Origin of the sequence: Pseudomonas sp. 8Z (assembly GCF_902506535.1) — a bacterium.
Lineage (GTDB): Bacteria > Pseudomonadota > Gammaproteobacteria > Pseudomonadales > Pseudomonadaceae > Aquipseudomonas.
In genome coordinates this window covers 723,026-740,412 of the sequence record NZ_LR733825.1, presented here as the reverse complement: position 1 = coordinate 740,412, position 17,387 = coordinate 723,026, and the positions used below count along the sequence as shown (strand labels likewise).

9 protein-coding genes are annotated in these 17,387 nt (G+C 63.0%); 8 read left to right on the top strand and 1 reads right to left on the bottom strand.

The window, feature by feature from the left end:
- The first annotated feature begins 2 nt into the window (after positions 1-2).
- The 7 genes from AERO9A_RS07530 (at position 3) to AERO9A_RS07500 (ending at position 15,270) form a co-directional block, all read left to right on the top strand.
- Entirely contained in the window at positions 3-1,730 is a 1,728-nt protein-coding gene (locus AERO9A_RS07530; protein ID WP_159971283.1) for an autotransporter assembly complex family protein, read from the top strand.
- Positions 1,727-5,407, top strand: a complete 3,681-nt coding sequence (locus AERO9A_RS07525; RefSeq protein WP_159971282.1) for a translocation/assembly module TamB domain-containing protein — start codon at positions 1,727-1,729, stop codon at positions 5,405-5,407. The genes AERO9A_RS07530 and AERO9A_RS07525 overlap by 4 nt, the downstream gene beginning before the upstream one ends.
- A gap of 142 nt (positions 5,408-5,549) precedes the next feature.
- A complete protein-coding gene (tpx, locus tag AERO9A_RS07520) occupies positions 5,550-6,050 on the top strand; it encodes a thiol peroxidase (protein WP_159971281.1) in 501 nt (166 codons plus the stop codon).
- Positions 6,051-6,211: 161 nt separating this feature from the next.
- The gene (locus AERO9A_RS07515; protein WP_159971280.1) at positions 6,212-7,462 is read left to right on the top strand and encodes an MdtA/MuxA family multidrug efflux RND transporter periplasmic adaptor subunit; all 1,251 of its coding nucleotides are present in this window, start codon (positions 6,212-6,214) and stop codon (positions 7,460-7,462) included.
- Positions 7,459-10,551: an MdtB/MuxB family multidrug efflux RND transporter permease subunit gene (locus tag AERO9A_RS07510; protein ID WP_159971279.1), complete on the top strand. Its 3,093-nt coding sequence runs from the start codon at positions 7,459-7,461 to the stop codon at positions 10,549-10,551. The genes AERO9A_RS07515 and AERO9A_RS07510 overlap by 4 nt, the downstream gene beginning before the upstream one ends.
- Before the next feature lie 118 nt (positions 10,552-10,669).
- Positions 10,670-13,774, top strand: a complete 3,105-nt coding sequence (locus tag AERO9A_RS07505; protein ID WP_159971278.1) for a multidrug efflux RND transporter permease subunit — start codon at positions 10,670-10,672, stop codon at positions 13,772-13,774.
- A gap of 89 nt (positions 13,775-13,863) precedes the next feature.
- Entirely contained in the window at positions 13,864-15,270 is a 1,407-nt protein-coding gene (locus AERO9A_RS07500; protein ID WP_256665895.1) for an efflux transporter outer membrane subunit, read from the top strand.
- A 38-nt stretch (positions 15,271-15,308) separates the two neighbouring features.
- Here AERO9A_RS07500 and AERO9A_RS07495 read toward each other — a convergent pair whose 3' ends face one another.
- Positions 15,309-16,316 (bottom strand): TRAP transporter substrate-binding protein, encoded by a 1,008-nt coding sequence (locus AERO9A_RS07495; RefSeq protein WP_159971276.1) that lies wholly within the window; start codon positions 16,314-16,316, stop codon positions 15,309-15,311.
- A gap of 309 nt (positions 16,317-16,625) precedes the next feature.
- Between AERO9A_RS07495 and tam the strand changes: the two genes are divergently transcribed.
- The gene (gene tam, locus AERO9A_RS07490; RefSeq protein WP_159971275.1) at positions 16,626-17,387 is read left to right on the top strand and encodes a trans-aconitate 2-methyltransferase; all 762 of its coding nucleotides are present in this window, start codon (positions 16,626-16,628) and stop codon (positions 17,385-17,387) included.

Genomic DNA, 17,387 nt, shown 5'->3' with positions numbered 1-17,387 from the left:
CCATGAGCATCCATGGACAGGTTCGGCGTGCTCTGTTGCTCCTGTTGTTCAGCACCACAGCCATAGCCGCTGATGGGCTGGAGGTACAGATCACGCCAGCCAATTCGGCCCTGAAGGCCAATATCGAAAGTTATGTCGGCACCCTGCAGGGGCGCGACCGTCAGGCCTTGCGCCGGGTTCGCCGCATTGTCGTGGGTGAGGCACAGCAGGCGGCGCAGGCGCTGGGGTATTACCAGGCGCGTATCCGCAGCCGCGTTGCAGACGGCCAGCCACCTCGGCTGATCCTTGAGGTCGAGCCCGGTGAGCGTGTGCGCTTGCGCAAGGTCGACATCCGTATCGAAGGCCCGGCCAGTGAACTGGCGGCGTTTCGCGTACCGACCAGCAAGCGCCTGCAACCGGGCGCCACGCTGCACCATGGCCGTTATGAAGATGCCAAGCGGCTGATTCAGAACCAGGCTGCGCGCTATGGTTTCTTTGATGGCAAGTTCACCCGCCAGCATCTTTCCATCGACCCTGCCGCGGGTGTCGCCGATATCGAGTTGGTCTACCAGAGCGGCCCGCGTTATCGCCTGGGCGATATCGCGTTCACCGGCGACTTCCCATTCGATGACGAGCTGCTGCGGCGCATGGTGCCGTTCAAGGCCGACACGCCCTATGACTCCGAGCTGATCGCCGAGCTGTACCAGGCGCTGCAGTCCAGCGGCTACTTCGAGTCGGTGCGGGTCGATGCCATGCCCTCCCAAGCCGAGCAGTTGCGCATTCCGGTCAGCGTCGCCTTGCAGGCCCGCGAGCCGCGCACCTTGGGCCTGGGGCTGGGCTTTTCCACGGATGTTGGGCCGCGTTTGCGCGGTAGCTGGACGCGCCACTGGCGCAACCCGCAGGGGCACAGCTATGGCGTGGAGATGGAGCTGTCGGCGCCACGGCAGAATGTCGGCCTGTGGTACGACATACCTGGCGATCCACCGTTGACCGACAAGCTGCGCATTGCCGGTGGCTATCAATACGAAGAGTTGGCCAGTAACGACAGCCTCAGCCGCCTGCTCACCTTCGGCCCGGAATGGCACAGCCAGCGCCCAGGCGGCTGGCAACGGGTGCTGTCGGTGAAGGCGCAGCGCGAGGAATATCGTTTGGGCGACGATGCCGGTCTGAGCACGTTGCTGATGCCGGGGGTGAGCTATTCCCTGTTACACAGCGATAACCGGCTCGACCCGAATCAGGGCTATCGCCTGCAGTTCGACCTGGCCGGTGCCGCCGATGGCGTGTTCTCCGATGCCAATGTGGTGCACGGCAACGTCATGCTCAAGGGCCTGACCACCGTATTCGACAACCACCGCTTGCTGGCTCGCGTGCAGTTCGGCGGCACCGAAACCAATGGTTTCTCGGCGGTGCCACCGTCACTGCGCTTCTTTGCCGGTGGTGATCAGAGCGTGCGTGGCTACGATTACCAAAGCCTGTCACCGGAGAACGACCGTGGCGACAAGATCGGCGGCCGCTATCTGTTCGCTGCCAGTGCCGAATACCAGTACAGCTTCACCGATAAATGGCGCCTGGCGACCTTTATCGATCAGGGCAATGCCTTCAATTCGCTGGAATTTCCCACGCTGAAAACGGGTGTCGGCTTCGGCATCCGTTGGGTCTCGCCCGTCGGCCCGCTGCGCCTGGATCTGGCTCACGCGTTGGATGATGACGGCGGCATTCGTCTGCATTTCTCCATGGGGCCGGAGCTGTGAAGCGCTGGTTGAAATACTCGCTCGGCGGCCTGTTGGCCGTGCTGCTGGTGTTGGCTGTGGCGCTTGGAGCATTGCTCGGCAGCGCGGCTGGCAGTCGCTGGTTGCTGGCGCACGTGCCTGGGCTTCAGGTGCAAGGTTTCGACGGGCGCCTGGGCGGCACCTGGCAGGCCGATGAACTGCTCTGGCAACAGGACGGAATACGGCTTGAACTGCACGATCTGGACATGGCTTGGTCGCCGCTGTGCCTGCTGCGCCTGACCCTGTGCCTAGACCGTCTGCATGTGGCGCGAGCCTCGGTGGATTGGCCGACTGCCGCGTCGGCTGACAACGGCGCTGTGCATTTGCCGGATATTGCCCTGCCGCTGCGCGTGCAACTGGGGGATATCCGCCTCGCGGAACTGCGACTGGCCGGGCAGGCGCCGCTCAGCGATCTAAGCCTGGTCGCCAATTGGGACGAAGGTGGTGTGCACCTGCAGCGCCTGACCGCGCAGCGCGATGACTTCAGCCTGGAACTCAGCGGTGAGCTGGCCCCCAGTGCCGGCTGGCCGCTGACGCTGAGCGGGCGCGCCCAGTTACCCGCTGTCGATGGCCAGCCCTGGGCCCTGGCGTTGCAGGTCGAAGGCGAGCTGCAGCGCAGCCTGAAGGTGCGAGCCGACAGTAGCGGCTATCTCAAGGCGAGCCTGGTCGGTCAGGTGCAGGCGCTGGCTGAGCATCTACCGGCCCAATTGCACCTGAGCAGCGAGGCTTTCAGTGCCAGCGCCGATTTGCCATCTGGGTTGCAACTGCAGGCGCTGGATCTGCGCGTTCAGGGTGATCTTGCCGCCGGTTACACGGTCGAGGGCAGCGCCAGCTTGCCCGCCGAACAGGCGCCCATGAGCGTGCGGTTGACGGGGCGTGTCAACGCACAGGGCGCGGATATCGAGACGCTGCGCGTCCAGGCCGATGAACAGCAGTATCTGCAGGTGCAGGGCAAATTGGACTGGCAGCAGGCGTTTGCCGTCGACGCTACGCTGGCCTGGCAGGACTTGCCCTGGCAGCGCCTGTATCCGCGGGACGAGCCGTTGCCGGTGAGCCTGCAGCAGGCGCAGGCCGAGTTGAGTTACAGCGCGGGTAATTACCTGGGTAATTTCTCCGCGCAGTTGCGGGGCCCGGCCGGTGCCTTCAGCCTGAGTGCGCCATTTAGCGGCGATCTGCAACAGGTGGCGCTGCCACAGTTGCAGCTCGTAGCCGGTCAGGGCCGCGCCGAGGGGGTGGTCAAACTGGGTTTTGCCCAGGGCATCGATTGGTCGGCGATGCTGCAACTGAGTGAGCTGGACCCCGGTTACTGGCTGGCGCAGATGCCGGGCAATCTGGCAGGCCCGCTCAACACCTCGGGACATTTCGCGGCAGGCAAACTGCGCGCGCAGGCCGACGTTGACCTGAATGGCCGCCTGCGTGGCCAGCCTGCGCAGTTGCTGCTCAAAGGTGCTGGCGCCGAGCAGCAGTGGCAACTGCAACGCCTTTTGCTGTGCCTGGGTGACAACCGTATCAGTGGCCAGGGGGAAGTGGATCAGCGTCTGCAGGGGCAGCTTGAGCTGGCCTTGCCGCGCCTGGGGCAAGTGTGGCCGGGCCTGCAAGGGCAACTGCAGGGGCAATTGAGCCTGGGCGGCACACTGCAGGCGCCACAGGGCCAGGTGCAACTGACAGGCGAACGCCTGGCCTTGGGCGATCCCAGCCTGCGCCGTCTGCAACTACAGGCCAACTTGGATGCTCGCCAGCACGCGCAAGTGGCCTTCAACCTGCGCGGCATCCGCCTGGGTGACACCTTGCTCGGGCGTCTTGAGGGCCAGGGGCAGGGCGATCTACAGCGCCAGTCTCTGCAACTCGACCTGCAAGGGCCGCGCATGCATCTGCAACTGGCTGCCGACGGCAGCTTGAGCGAGCAGGGCGCCTGGCGCGGACGTATCGCCAGCGGGTGGCTGCGCAGCGGCGGGCAGGACTGGCAACTGCAACAGTCGGCCAGCCTGGAACGCCTGGCTAGCGGGCGCCTGACCCTGGGCGCGCATTGCTGGCGCGCCGGTGTCGCCAGCCTGTGTGGTGGCGAGCAGCGCCTGGCGCCGCAGCCGAGTCTGGACTGGACGCTGGGGAACTTCCCGCTGGCCAGCCTGCAGCCGTGGCTGCCGGAGGATTTTGCCTGGCAAGGGCAGCTCAATGGCCAACTCAAGGTTGAATTGCCCGACAGCGGCCCGAACGGGCGCATTCGCCTCGACGCCGGAGTCGGCACCTTGCGGATTCGTCAGGTGGAGCGCGACGAGTGGCTGGACTTCCCCTACGAGGCGCTGAGCCTTGAGGCGCTGCTGCAACCTCAGCATGTCGATACCCGGCTAAATCTGCGCAGCGCGAGCCTCGGTGAGCTGGCGCTCGATGCCCGTATCGATCCACGTCCGGCGAGCAAATCGCTGACGGGCGAGTTTCATCTCAGCGGTTTCGATCTGGCCGTGTTGCGCCCCTTCGTGCCCATGGCCGAGCGCCTGCAAGGCCGCTTATTGGGCAGCGGCAAGCTTGGCGGGCACCTGCTGGCACCGCAGATCAATGGTCAACTGCGCCTGGAAAATGGCGAGATGTCCGGCAGCGAGTTGCCGGTCAGCCTGGAGGATCTACAAGTGCAGGCGCTGATTGCCGGTGAGCGTATGCAGCTCGATGGCACCTGGCGCAGTGGCGAGGCTGGGCGTGGCAATGTGCAGGGCGACGTGAGCTGGCAAGATGGCGTGAGTGCTGATCTGGCGCTGCACGGCCAGCGCTTGCCTCTGACCGTGGAGCCCTACGCGAAAATGGAGGTGGAGCCGGATTTGCGCCTGCAGTTGCGCCAACAGCATCTGGCCGTCAGCGGCAAGGTCGGCGTTCCACGTGGTGACATTCGCGTACGCGAGCTGCCAGCCTCGACGGTCAGGGTTTCCAGCGATGCTCAGGTACTTGGCCAGGCGCCGAGCAGCGCTGAGCCTGCGTTGGGTATCGCCATGGATGTGGATGTCGAGGTCGGCCAGGACAAACTGACTTTCAACGGCTTCGGTCTCAATGCCGATCTACGTGGGCGTGTGCATATCGCCGATGACCTCGATACGCGCGGCGAGCTGGAGCTGGTCAATGGCCGTTACCGTGCCTACGGCCAACGCCTGAACATTCGTCGCGCGCGTCTGTTGTTTGCCGGGCCAATCGATCAGCCGTTCCTCGATGTCGAGGCTATTCGCCGGGTCGACAACGTCGTGGCCGGTTTGCGCCTTGCCGGTAATGCCGAGCAGCCCAGTACCACGATCTTTTCCGAACCCGCCATGGGCCAGGAGCAGGCGCTGTCCTACCTGGTGCTGGGGCGGCCCATGGGGCAGAGCAGCGGCGACAACAATATGCTGGGGCAAGCTGCGTTGGCGCTGGGCCTGGCCGGAAGCTCATCGCTGACCTCCAGCCTGGCCAGCAACCTCGGCATTCAGGATTTTCAGCTCGACACCGAGGGCAGCGGCGCCAGCACCAGCGTGGTGGCCAGCGGCAACATCACCGACCGCCTCAGCTTGCGCTATGGCGTGGGCGTATTCGAGCCGGCCAATACCATCGCGCTGCGCTACGCGCTGACGCGCAAGCTCTACCTGGAGGCCGCCAGCGGTTTGGCCAGCTCGCTGGATCTGTTCTACAGGCGCGATTTCTAAATCCCTACACGGCCTACGGTGTATCGGTCGCGCTTCTGCGCTAGGCTGGCGCGACTACCGGGTCGTGACCTGCTATTGTCCGCCGCAAGACGGCCATGCAGCACGGCCCTTCAACACCCCTCCAGCAAAAGGAAAAGTCTCCATGGCGCAAGTCACCCTCAAAGGCAACCCCGTTCAAGTCGAAGGCCAACTGCCGCAGGCAGGCCAACAAGCCCCGGCGTTCAGCCTGGTTGGCGGCGACCTGAGCGATGTCACCCTGGCTAGCCTGGCGGGCAAGCGCAAGGTGTTGAACATCTTCCCGAGCGTGGACACTCCGACCTGCGCCACTTCCGTGCGCAAGTTCAATGCTGAAGCCAGCCAACTGGCCAACACTGTCGTGCTGTGCATCTCTGCCGACCTGCCGTTCGCTCAGGCGCGCTTCTGCGGTGCCGAAGGCCTGGACAGCGTAGTTAACCTGTCCACCCTGCGTGGTGCCGAGTTCCTCAAGGACTACGGTGTGGCCATCGCCAGCGGCCCGCTGACCGGCCTGGCCGCGCGTGCTGTGGTGGTGCTCGATGAGCAAGACAACGTGCTGCACAGCGAACTGGTGGCTGAGATCGCCAACGAGCCGGATTACGCGCCCGCTCTGGCTGCCCTGAAGTAAGCCTCGCCAAACCTCGGAAACGGCCTGCCTTGCAGGCCGTTTTCGTTTGTACCTCAAACAGTTAGTAACGTAAGCGCTGCGTAAAAAGCGGGTAAATAGGCTTTGCTTGCCTTGGCGCTGTGCTTATCGTTGCGACTTCCGCCTGTATCGACCCTGTGACCATGCCCGATATCCGTTCTTCTTCATTTTCGCGCAGCCTTCCCCGTCAGTGGCTGATTGGCCTTGTCTTGCTCGCCGTGCTGGCGTTGTTGCTCTGGTGGTTCTGGCCGAGCGCAGCGACGTCGCAGCAGATGGGGCGTGGCCCTTTTGGCGACATGGGGCCGGTGCCGGTGCGTTTGGCCACGGTGGAGCAGGGTGACTTCGCCATCACGCTCAAGGCGTTGGGTACGGTGACGGCTTACAACACGGTCAACGTGCGCTCGCGGGTCGATGGCGAGTTGGTCAAGGTGTTGTTCCAAGAGGGGCAGCAGGTCAAGGCCGGTGATTTGCTCGCGGTAATCGACCCACGCCCGTATCAAGTGGCCTTGCAGCAGGCTCAGGGCGCGCTGCAGGAAAACCAGGCGCAGTTGCAGAATGCCGAGCTGGATCTGGCCCGTTACAAAGGGCTATACGCCCAGGACAGCATCGCCAAGCAAACCCTCGATACCCAGCAGGCGCTGGTCAATCAGTACCGTGGCAGTCTGCAGCGCAACCAGGCCGATGTCGCCACGGCCAAGCTGAATCTCGATTTCACCCAGATTCGCGCACCTATCGCCGGGCGGCTTGGCTTGCGTCAGTTGGATGTCGGTAACCTGGTCAGCAGCGGCGATACCACGCCGCTGGTGGTGATTACCCAGGCCGATCCGATTTCGGTGATTTTCACCATTGCCGAAGGCGACCTGCCTGCGGTGTTGCAACGCCGCCGTACGGGCGCCAGCCTGGCCGTAGAGGCCTGGGACCGTGGGGAAATCCTCAAGCTGGCCACCGGTACGCTGGAAAGCCTGGACAACCAGATCGACACCACCACCGGCACGGTGAGACTCAAGGCGCGCTTCGACAACGCCGAGCAGATGCTCTTCCCCAACCAGTTCGTCAACGTGCGCCTGCGCGTGGATAACCGGGCAGACGCGACCATCGTGCCGTCGGCTGCGGTGCAGTTCGGCAATCAGGGCACGTTCGTCTACGTGGTCGATACCCAGAACACCGTGAGCATCAGGCCGCTGAGCATTGTCGCCAGCGATGCCGAGCGTAGTCTGGTCGGCAGTGGCGTCGAGCCGGGTGAACGGGTGGTGCTGGAGGGCACAGACCGCTTGCGCGACGGCGGCAAGGTGCAGGTGATCGAGCGCAGCACCTTACCGGCTGACGAAGACAGCTCGGCGCCGTCCGACGCGAACACTAATGCTCAGCACCGTCCGCTGCGCAACGACGCATGAATATCTCCCGCCCCTTTATCCTGAGACCGGTCGCGACCACGCTGTTGATGGTGGCGATTTTTCTCGGCGGCTTGATCGCCTATCGCCTGCTGCCGGTATCGGCGTTGCCGGAGGTGGATTACCCCACCATCCGCGTGCTGACGCTCTATCCCGGTGCCAGCCCGGATGTGATGACCAGCGCCGTGACCGCACCGCTGGAACGTCAGTTCGGCCAGATGGCCGGGCTCAAGCAGATGTCCTCTACCAGCTCTGGCGGCGCTTCGGTCATCACCTTGCGCTTCAATCTGGATGTTTCCCTTGCGGTAGCCGAGCAGGAAGTACAAGCGGCGATCAATGCCGCGAGCAATCTGCTGCCCAATGATTTGCCGGCACCACCGGTCTACAACAAGGTCAACCCGGCCGATACGCCGGTGCTGACCCTGGCGGTGACGTCCAAGGCCTTGCCGCTGCCCGAGGTCAACGACCTGGTCGATACCCGCCTGGCGCAAAAACTCGCGCAAACCAGTGGCGTTGGTCTGGTCACCCTGGCTGGCGGGCAGCGTCCGGCGGTGCGGATACGCGTCAACCCAGAGGCGCTGGCCGCCTACGACCTGAGCCTGGCCGACGTACGCAGCCTGATCACCAGCAGCAACGTCAACCAACCCAAGGGCAACTTCGACGGCCCGACCCGTGTTTCGCAACTCGATGCCAATGACCAGCTCAAGTCGGTGGACGAATACCGCGACTTGATCCTCACCTACCAGAACGGCGCGGCGCTGCGCCTGAAGGACGTCGCGCAGATCGAGGATGGCGCCGAGAACGAGCGTCTGGCGGCCTGGGCCGACCGCAACCAGGCGGTGCTGATCAATGTGCAGCGTCAGCCGGGGGCCAACGTCATCGAGGTGGTCGACCGCATTCAAACGCTGCTTCCGCAACTGACCAGCACCTTGCCCGCCAGCATCGAGGTGCAGGTGCTCACCGACCGCACCCAGACCATCCGCGCTGCCGTGCGCGACGTGCAGCACGAGCTGTTGCTGGCCATCGTCCTGGTGGTGATGGTGACGTTCCTGTTCCTGCGTAAATTGTCGGCCACGCTGATTCCGTCGATCGTGGTGCCGTTGTCGCTGATCGGCACCTTCGCCGTGATGTACCTGGCCGGTTTTACCATCAACAACCTGACGCTGATGGCGCTGACCATTGCCACCGGCTTCGTGGTCGACGATGCCATCGTCATGTTGGAGAACATCGCCCGTCACCTGGAGGAGGGCGAGACGCCGCTCAATGCCGCGCTCAAGGGCGCCAAGCAGATCGGCTTCACCCTGGTGTCGCTGACCCTGTCACTGATCGCCGTGCTGATTCCGCTGCTGTTCATGGCCGATGTGGTCGGGCGATTGTTCCGCGAGTTCGCCATCACCCTGGCGGTGGCCATCCTGATTTCCCTGGTGGTGTCGCTGAGCCTGACGCCGATGATGTGCGCGCGCCTGCTCAAGGTCGAACGGCCCGATGAGGAGGGGCGTTTTCATCAGGCGGCCGGGCGCTTCATCGACGGCATGATCGAGCGCTACGGCGTTGGCCTGCAGTGGGTGCTCAGGCATCAACCGCTGACGCTGCTGGTGGCCGTGGCCACCATGGGGCTGACCGTGGTGCTGTACCTGGCCGTGCCCAAGGGCTTCTTCCCGGTGCAGGACACTGGGGTGATCCAGGGTATTTCCGAGGCGCCGCAGTCGATTTCCTTCAGCGCCATGAGCGAGCGGCAGCAGCGTCTGAGCGAGGTGATCCTGCGTGATCCGGCAGTGGCCAGCCTGTCTTCCTACATCGGCGTCGATGGTGACAACCCGACGCTCAACAGCGGGCGCCTGCTGATCAACCTCAAGCCCCATGCCGAGCGTGACGTCACCGCCAGTGAAGTGATCGAGCGCCTGCGTCCCGAATTGGCCAAGGTGCCGGGTATCGAGCTGTTCATGCAGCCGGTGCAGGATTTGACCATCGAGGATCGCATCAGCCGCACCCAGTTCCAGTTCAGCCTGGAGTCGCCAGATGGCGCTTTGCTGGACACCTGGACGCCACGCCTGGTCGAGGCGCTGCGCCAGCAGCCGCAGCTCACCGATGTGGCCAGCGATCTGCAAAACCGTGGTCTGCAGGTGTACCTGAACATCGACCGTGATGCCGCTGCACGCCTGGGCATCAACGTCGGCGATATCGATGACGCGCTCTATGACGCCTTCGGCCAACGCCAGATCAGCACCATCTACACCCAGTCCAGCCAGTACCGTGTGGTGCTGGAGAGTCGCGACGGTGGGCGCATCGGCCCAGCGGCGCTGCGCCAGATCCATGTCGCTACCGCTGATGGTCAGCAGGTACAGCTATCTTCGCTGGCGCGTATCGATGAGCGCCCGGCCAGCCTCTTGGTCAACCATATCGGTCAGTTCCCGGCGGTAACCCTGTCGTTCAACCTGGCGCCCGGTGTGTCGCTGGGCGAGGCGGTGGCGGTGATCGAACAGGTGCAGCAGGATATCGGCCTGCCCGCTGCTATCAGCAGCGAGTTCCAGGGCGCTGCCGAGGCGTTTCGCGCCTCGTTGTCGTCCACGCTGCTACTGATTCTGGCAGCCATCGTCACCATGTACATCGTGCTCGGCGTGCTTTACGAGAGCTACATCCACCCGGTGACCATCCTCTCCACGCTGCCTTCGGCGGGTGTCGGCGCCTTGCTGGCGCTGCTGCTGACTGGCAATGATCTGGGCCTGATCGCCATTATCGGCATCATCCTGCTCATCGGCATCGTCAAGAAAAACGCCATCATGATGATCGACTTCGCCCTGGAGGCTGAGCGCAATCAGGGTATGACGCCCGAGGCGGCGATCTACCAGGCGGCGCTGCTGCGTTTTCGACCGATCCTGATGACCACCCTGGCCGCGCTGTTCGGCGCCGTACCCTTGATGCTCGCCTCTGGCTCCGGTGCCGAGCTGCGCCAGCCGTTGGGGCTGGTGATGGTTGGCGGCCTGCTGGTCAGCCAGGTGCTGACGCTGTTCACCACGCCGGTGATTTACCTGTACTTCGATCGCCTGTCGCGCCGTATCAGCGGGCGCAGTGCCGCCGGAGTCGCGGTATGACCCCCCGTCGTAGGAGCGGCTTCAGTCGCGAACAGGTCGCTGCAGGGGTATCGCGGCTGAAGCGGAATGCCGCCCAGCCGCTCCTACAGGGTGGGCGAAGCCTTGAGGCAAAGCGCGCATGAACCTGTCCGCGCCCTTTATCCGCCGACCGGTGGCAACGCTGCTGTTGAGCCTGGCGATCATGCTCCTCGGTGGGGTCAGCTTCGGCCTGTTGCCGGTGGCGCCGTTGCCGCAGATGGACTTTCCCACCATCACCGTGCAGGCCAGCTTGCCCGGCGCCAGTCCGCAGATCATGGCGGCCACTGTGGCCACGCCGCTGGAGCGTTCGCTCGGCGCCATTTCCGGCGTCAGCCAGATGAACAGCCGCAGCAGCCAGGGCAGCACGCGGATCATGATTCAGTTCGATCTGGATAAGGACATCAACACCGCCGCGCGTGAGGTGCAGGCGGCGATCAATGCGGCGCGCGATCTTCTGCCCAGCGGCATGCGAAGCATGCCCAGCTACCGCAAGATCAACCCGTCGCAGGCGCCGATCATGGTGCTGTCGCTGACCAGCCCGACGCTGAACAAGGGCCAACTGTACGACGTGGCTTCGACCATCCTGGCGCAGAAGCTGGCCCAGGTCGGTGGCGTGGGCGAAGTGCAGGTCGGTGGCAGCTCGCTACCTGCGGTGCGAGTAGCGCTGGAACCGCGCCTGCTCGACCACTACGGCATCGCTCTGGACGATGTGCGCGAAGCCATCACCCAGAGCAATGCGCTGCGGCCCAAGGGTGCGGTCGAGGATGCTCAGCGCCATTGGCAGGTGCAGGCCAGCGATCAACTGGCCAAGGCCGCTGACTATGTGCCGATGATCATTCGCTACCAGGATGGTGCCGCCGTGCGCCTGGGCGATGTGGCTACCGTCACTGACGGTGTGGAGGATCGCTACAACAGCGGTTTCTACAACGACAAGGAGTCGGTGCTGCTGGTGATCAACCGCCAGAGCGGGGCGAATATCCTGCAGACCATCGATGACATCCGTGCCGAGTTGCCGGCCTTGCGTGAAGTGATCCCGGCCAGCGTCGAGCTGGAGGTGGCAATGGATCGCTCGCCGGTGATTCGCGCCACTCTGCACGAGGCCGAGCAGACGCTGCTGATTGCCGTGGCCTTGGTGATCCTGGTGGTGCTGGCCTTCCTCGGGCGCTGGCGTGCGGCGTTGATCCCGGCGCTGGCTGTGCCGGTGTCGCTGATCGGCAGCTTTGCCGCCATGTACCTGCTGGACTTTTCGTTGAACAACCTGTCGCTGATGGCGTTGATCATCGCCACCGGTCTGGTGGTCGATGACGCCATCGTGGTGCTGGAGAACATCGCCCGTCACATCCACAACGGCGAAACACCGATGGCGGCAGCGTTCAAGGGCACCCGCGAAGTGGGCTTCACGTTGTTGTCGATGAACCTGTCGCTGGTGGCGGTATTCGTCTCCATCCTGTTCATGGGCGGCATCGTCGAGCGGCTGTTCCGCGAGTTCTCGCTGACGCTGGCGGTATCGATCGTGATTTCCCTGCTGGTGTCGCTGACGCTGACACCGATGCTCTGCGCGCGCTGGCTACGTGCCGAGGATGAAGCAGGCAGCAATGCCTGGCAGCGTTGGGGCGAGCGCGTGCAGGAACGCGTGCTGAGTTTTTACGGTCGCACGCTGGATTGGGCGCTGCGCCATTCGCTGCTGATGCTGCTGAGCCTGCTGGCGACCATTGCGCTGAACGTCTATTTGTTCGTCAGCGTACCCAAGACCTTCATGCCGCAGCAGGACACCGGCCAGTTGATCGGTTTTATTCGGGGCGATGACGGCCTGTCGTTCCAGGTCATGCAGCCGAAGATGGAAGCCTTCCGCAAGGCCGTACTGGCCGACCCCATGGTGCAAAGCGTGGCGGGCTTCATCGGAGGTTCCAGCGGTATCAACAACGCCTTCATGATCGTACGCCTCAAGCCCATCGCCGAACGTGAGCTATCGGCCCAGGAGGTGATCAACCGCCTGCGCAAGGAAGTGCCCAAGGTGCCGGGTGGGCGCATGTTCCTTATGCCTGACCAGGATCTGCAGTTCGGCGGGCGCGAAGGGCGCAGTTCGGAGAACGAGTACCTGCTGCTTTCCGATGATCTCGACGCCTTGCGCCAATGGCTGCCCCGTGTGCGCGAGGCTCTGCGCGCGTTGCCCGAGCTGACCGATATCGACGCCAAGGAAAATGAAGGCGCCCAGCAGATTCGGCTGGTGGTTAACCGTGAAACCGCACAGCGTCTCGGCGTGGACATGAGCATGATCACCGCCGTGCTCAATAACGCCTTCAGCCAGCGCCAGGTGTCGACCATCTATGAGGCGCTCAACCAGTACAACGTGGTCATGGAGATCAACCCGCAGTACGCCCAGTACCCCGAGGCGCTCAATCAGATCCAGGTGGTCACCGCCGACGGTGCGCGCGTACCGCTGTCGACCTTCGCTCACTGGGAGCGCAGCCTGGAAGAGGATCGCGTGCAGCACCAGGGCCAGTTTGCCGCTGAGAGCATCGGCTTCTCCCTGGCCGAAGACGTTAGCCTGGATCAAGCCAGCCTGGCTATCGACCGCGCGGTAGCCAGGCTCAATCTGCCCACGCAGGTGCAAGGCATGATGGGGGGGACTAGCGCTGCCTTCCAGCAGACCCAGGACAACCAGCCGCTGATGATTCTGCTGGCGCTGGTGGTGGTCTATATCGTTCTGGGTGTGCTCTATGAAAGTTACGTGCATCCGCTGACCATCCTTTCCACGTTGCCTTCGGCGGGAGTTGGCGCCTTATTGGCGCTGGAGCTGGTGGGCATGGAGTTCAGTCTGATTTCGCTGTTGGGGCTGTTCTTGCTTATCGGCATCGTCAAGAAGAACGCCATCCTGATGGTCGACCTGGCGTTGCAGCTTGAACGCGGTGAGCGCCTGAGCCCGCAGGAGTCGATTCGCCAGGCCTGCCTGTTGCGCTTCAGGCCGATCCTGATGACCACGCTGGCGGCGATTCTCGGCGCGCTGCCGTTGATGCTGGGCAGCGCCGAGGGCTCGGAAATGCGCCAACCGCTGGGCGTGACCATCGTTGGTGGCCTGCTGCTCAGCCAACTGCTGACCCTCTACACCACCCCGGTGATCTACCTCTATTTCGATCGCTTGCGGCACCGCGTCAATCGTTGGCGTGGCGTGCGCAGCGATGCTTCGCTGGAAAATCCGCTATGAAACCCGCCGCATCCATAGGCGCGAGCTCTGCTCGCGAAGCTGTTAATTGCACCCTGCTCGCGAACAGGGCGCGCTCCTACACCTTGATCATGCTGCTTGGCGTGCTTACCGGCTGCGCCCTTGGCCCGGACTACCAGCGCCCGGAATTGGCAGTGCCCGTGCAGTTCAAGCAAGTCGAAGGCTGGACGCCCGCCAGCCCTGCCGATGCTCTGGAGCGTGGTGCCTGGTGGGAGCTGTATGGTGATGCCGAACTCAATGCACTGGTCGAACGCCTGCAACTGTCCAACCAGAACCTGGCCGCATCCGAGGCCCAGTACCGGCAGGCGCGGGCGTTGGTGCGTGGTGCGCGGGCGAGTTTCATGCCGACGCTGTCCGGCAGCACCGGCGTGACACGCAGCGGGCAGGGCGGTGGTAGCACTTCCGGTAGCAATCTGAATGGTTCAGGGGTTTCCAAAAGCTATGACCTGAGCCTGAGTGCGGCTTGGGAGCTGGATCTGTGGGGGAGGCTGCGGCGCAACCTGGAAGCCAATCAGGCCAGCTACGAGGCCAGCGCTGCCGATCTGGCCGCGCTGAGTCTGAGCCTGCAGAGCGAGCTGGTGCAGAACTACCTGCAATTGCGCGTGCTCGATGAACAGAAGCGTCTGCTCGATGCCACGGTTGCAGCCTATGCACGCTCGCTACGGCTGACCGAAAACCAGTACAACGCGGGCATCGTGCCGCGATCCGATGTCACTCAGGCGCTGACTCAACTTAGAAGTACCGAGGCGCAAGCCATCGATCTGAACTGGCAGCGCGCCCAGCTCGAACACGCTATCGCCGTGCTGGTCGGGGTTAGCCCGACTGAGCTGAGCATCGCCACACGCGACCGTTTGCCGATGCTGCCAACGCTACCAGTGATGTTGCCCTCGCAACTGCTCGAACGTCGGCCTGATGTCGCTGCCGCCGAGCGTCGGGTCATGGCCGCCAACGCGCAGATAGGTGTGGCCGAGGCCGCGTGGTTCCCGGATCTGAGCATCAGCGCTAGCGGTGGTTATCGCGGCAGCAGCTTTGCCGACTGGATCGATGCGCCCAACCGCTTCTGGTCACTCGGCCCGCAACTGGCCCTGACCCTGTTCGATGGTGGTGCGCGCAGCGCCGAGTTGCAGCGCACCGAGGCGGTGTACGAGCAGACCGTGGCACAGTATCGCCAGGCGGTGCTGGATAGCTTGCGTGAAGTCGAGGATTACCTGGTGCAGTTGCGCGTGCTGGAGCAGGAGAGCGGCGTGCAGCAACAGGCGCTGGAGGCTGCACGCGAGTCGCTACGACTGATCGAGAACCAGTACCAGGCCGGTACCGTCGACTACAGCAGCGTGGTCAACGTGCAGGCCACAGCGCTGAACAACGAGCGCACCAATTTGACGCTACTGGGCAACCGTCTGCTGGCCAGCGTGCAATTGATTGCCGCTTTGGGCGGTGGCTGGCAGATCGAGCAGTTGCAGGACTCAGCGGCTGAGTGACAGTCGGCATGGTGAAAGTCGCCATGCCGACCTCGTGGTTATTCGCGGTGCTTGCGGTTGACCGTCTGCGCTGCCTTGAGCACGTCCTTGCCGATTTGCTCCTCGAACTGCGCCCAGACCGGTTGCATGGCGTCGCGCCAAGCCTGGCGCTGTTCTGGCGTCAGGCTGATGATCTGGCTGCGCCCGGAATCGATGATGTGCTGGCGATCCGCCTGGTTATCAGCCTCGGCCTGCTTGTTCACCGCGTAGGTCACCTCGTCGATGATGCCTTCCAACTCCGTGCGGATGTGGTGCGGAATGCTGTACCAGAAGCGCGAATTGCTCACCAGCATGTAGTCCAGCACGCCGTGATTGGTTTCGCTGATAAAGGGCTGCACTTCATGCAGCTTCTTACTGTAGATGTTTGACCACGGGTTCTCGGCGCCCTGCACCTGACCGCTCTTCAGTGCGTTGAATACCTCTGAGAAGGGCAACTTCTGAGTGCTTGCACCGACTTGACTGAACTGCGCCTCCAGCACCGTTGACGGCTGGATACGGAAACTCAAGCCCTTGGCATCGCCAGGCACGCGCAACGCGCGGGTAGCCGAGAGCTGCTTCATGCCGTTGTGCCAATAACCGAGACCGACGATGTTATGGTCTTCCATCGAGCGCAGCAGTTGGCGGCCTTTGGCGCGTTTTTGAAAGCGATTTACCGCCTCCAGATCATCGAATAGGAAGGGCAGGTCGAATACCTGCAATTGCTTGGTGTACTGCTCGAATTTGGCCAGCGAGGGTGCCAGCATTTGTACGTCGTTATTACGCAGCGCATCGAGCTCGTTGGCATCGCCATAGAGGGTAGCGCTGGGATAGACCTCAACCTTGACCTTGCCTTCAAGACGTTGCTCGACCAACTGCTTGAACAGCAGAGCGCCTTGGCCCTTGGGCGTATTGTCGGCGACCACGTGGGAAAACTTGATCACGATGGGTTCATCAGCGTGCGCGCTGAGGGCGGCGCAGAAAGTTAAGCCCAGCGTGCAAAAAAACAGAGCACGGACGGATTTGAGCATGAATGCTTCCTTTTTCTTATCGCGTTGTGAGCATCTGTCACGGTGGCGCTATGCCTTGGTCGATACGGCTTTCGTAGGCTTCCGTGAGGGTGCGCCATTGTGGGGAATTTCCGCGTGCGCGTGGCTCTGGCTCAACAAGGGATGTGACAGGATTCACGGCATGCAATGGCTGATGGCCATTTTTACGAAGTGTAGCAGCAGAAAAAAATTGAGCCGTACGTGCTCTGGCATGGGTTCTAGACAGCATTAGTAGGGCATTGAAAATGCTACTTTGCCTACATGTTCCAACGGCCTGTTAGGAGGTGAGTGATGGGATGGTCTGCTCAGCAATATTCGTTATTCGAGCGCCAACGAACCCGGCCAGTGTGCGACCTATTGGCAGCGGTGCCGAGCGATGGAATCGAATGTGCTGTGGATTTGGGTTGCGGGCCTGGCAACTCCACTGAGGTATTGCACAGGCATGTACCAGGCGCGCAGGTTAGCGCTATCGATAGCAGCGAAGACATGCTGCGCGCTGCGCGTCAGAGGCTGCCACAAGTGAGCTTCCAACTGGCCGATATCCAGCACTGGCAGGCGGATGCGGTACCGCAACTGATCCTGGCCAACGCTTCGCTGCAATGGTTGCCGGATCACGCCCAGTTATACCCGAAACTGCTCGCGCAACTGGCTCCCGGTGGCTGGTTGGCGATCCAGACGCCGGACAATCTGCAGGAGCCAGCGCACCGCCTGGCCCGTGAAGTGGCGGCCAATGGGCCGTGGTCGGCGTGTATCGGTGAGGTGCGTCATAACCCGAGGTACAACGCGCAAACCTATTACGACATCCTCAGCTCTCATGCTGGCGAACTGGATATCTGGCGTACCACCTACTTCCATGTACTGGACAATGCCGCCGCAATCGTGGAGTGGTTCAAGTCCACGGCCTTATTGCCGTTCCTACAGCCGCTGGATGCTGAACAGCAGGCCGCTTTTCTCGCGAATTACCAGAAGTTAGTCGCCGATGCCTACCCGCCACAAGCCGATGGCCGTGTGCTGCTGCCATTCCCCCGACTTTTCATCGTGGCGCGGCGTTAG

Excerpts from the sequence above, each read along its gene's own strand:
- AERO9A_RS07530 (WP_159971283.1), top strand. The coding sequence starts at position 3 with ATGAGCATCCATGGACAGGTTCGGCGTGCTCTGTTGCTCCTGTTGTTC.
- tpx (WP_159971281.1), top strand. The coding sequence starts at position 5,550 with ATGGCGCAAGTCACCCTCAAAGGCAACCCCGTTCAAGTCGAAGGCCAA.
- AERO9A_RS07515 (WP_159971280.1), top strand. The coding sequence starts at position 6,212 with ATGCCCGATATCCGTTCTTCTTCATTTTCGCGCAGCCTTCCCCGTCAG.
- AERO9A_RS07510 (WP_159971279.1), top strand. The coding sequence starts at position 7,459 with ATGAATATCTCCCGCCCCTTTATCCTGAGACCGGTCGCGACCACGCTG.
- AERO9A_RS07505 (WP_159971278.1), top strand. The coding sequence starts at position 10,670 with ATGAACCTGTCCGCGCCCTTTATCCGCCGACCGGTGGCAACGCTGCTG.
- AERO9A_RS07500 (WP_256665895.1), top strand. The coding sequence starts at position 13,864 with ATGCTGCTTGGCGTGCTTACCGGCTGCGCCCTTGGCCCGGACTACCAG.
- AERO9A_RS07495 (WP_159971276.1), bottom strand. The coding sequence starts at position 16,316 with ATGCTCAAATCCGTCCGTGCTCTGTTTTTTTGCACGCTGGGCTTAACT.
- tam (WP_159971275.1), top strand. The coding sequence starts at position 16,626 with ATGGGATGGTCTGCTCAGCAATATTCGTTATTCGAGCGCCAACGAACC.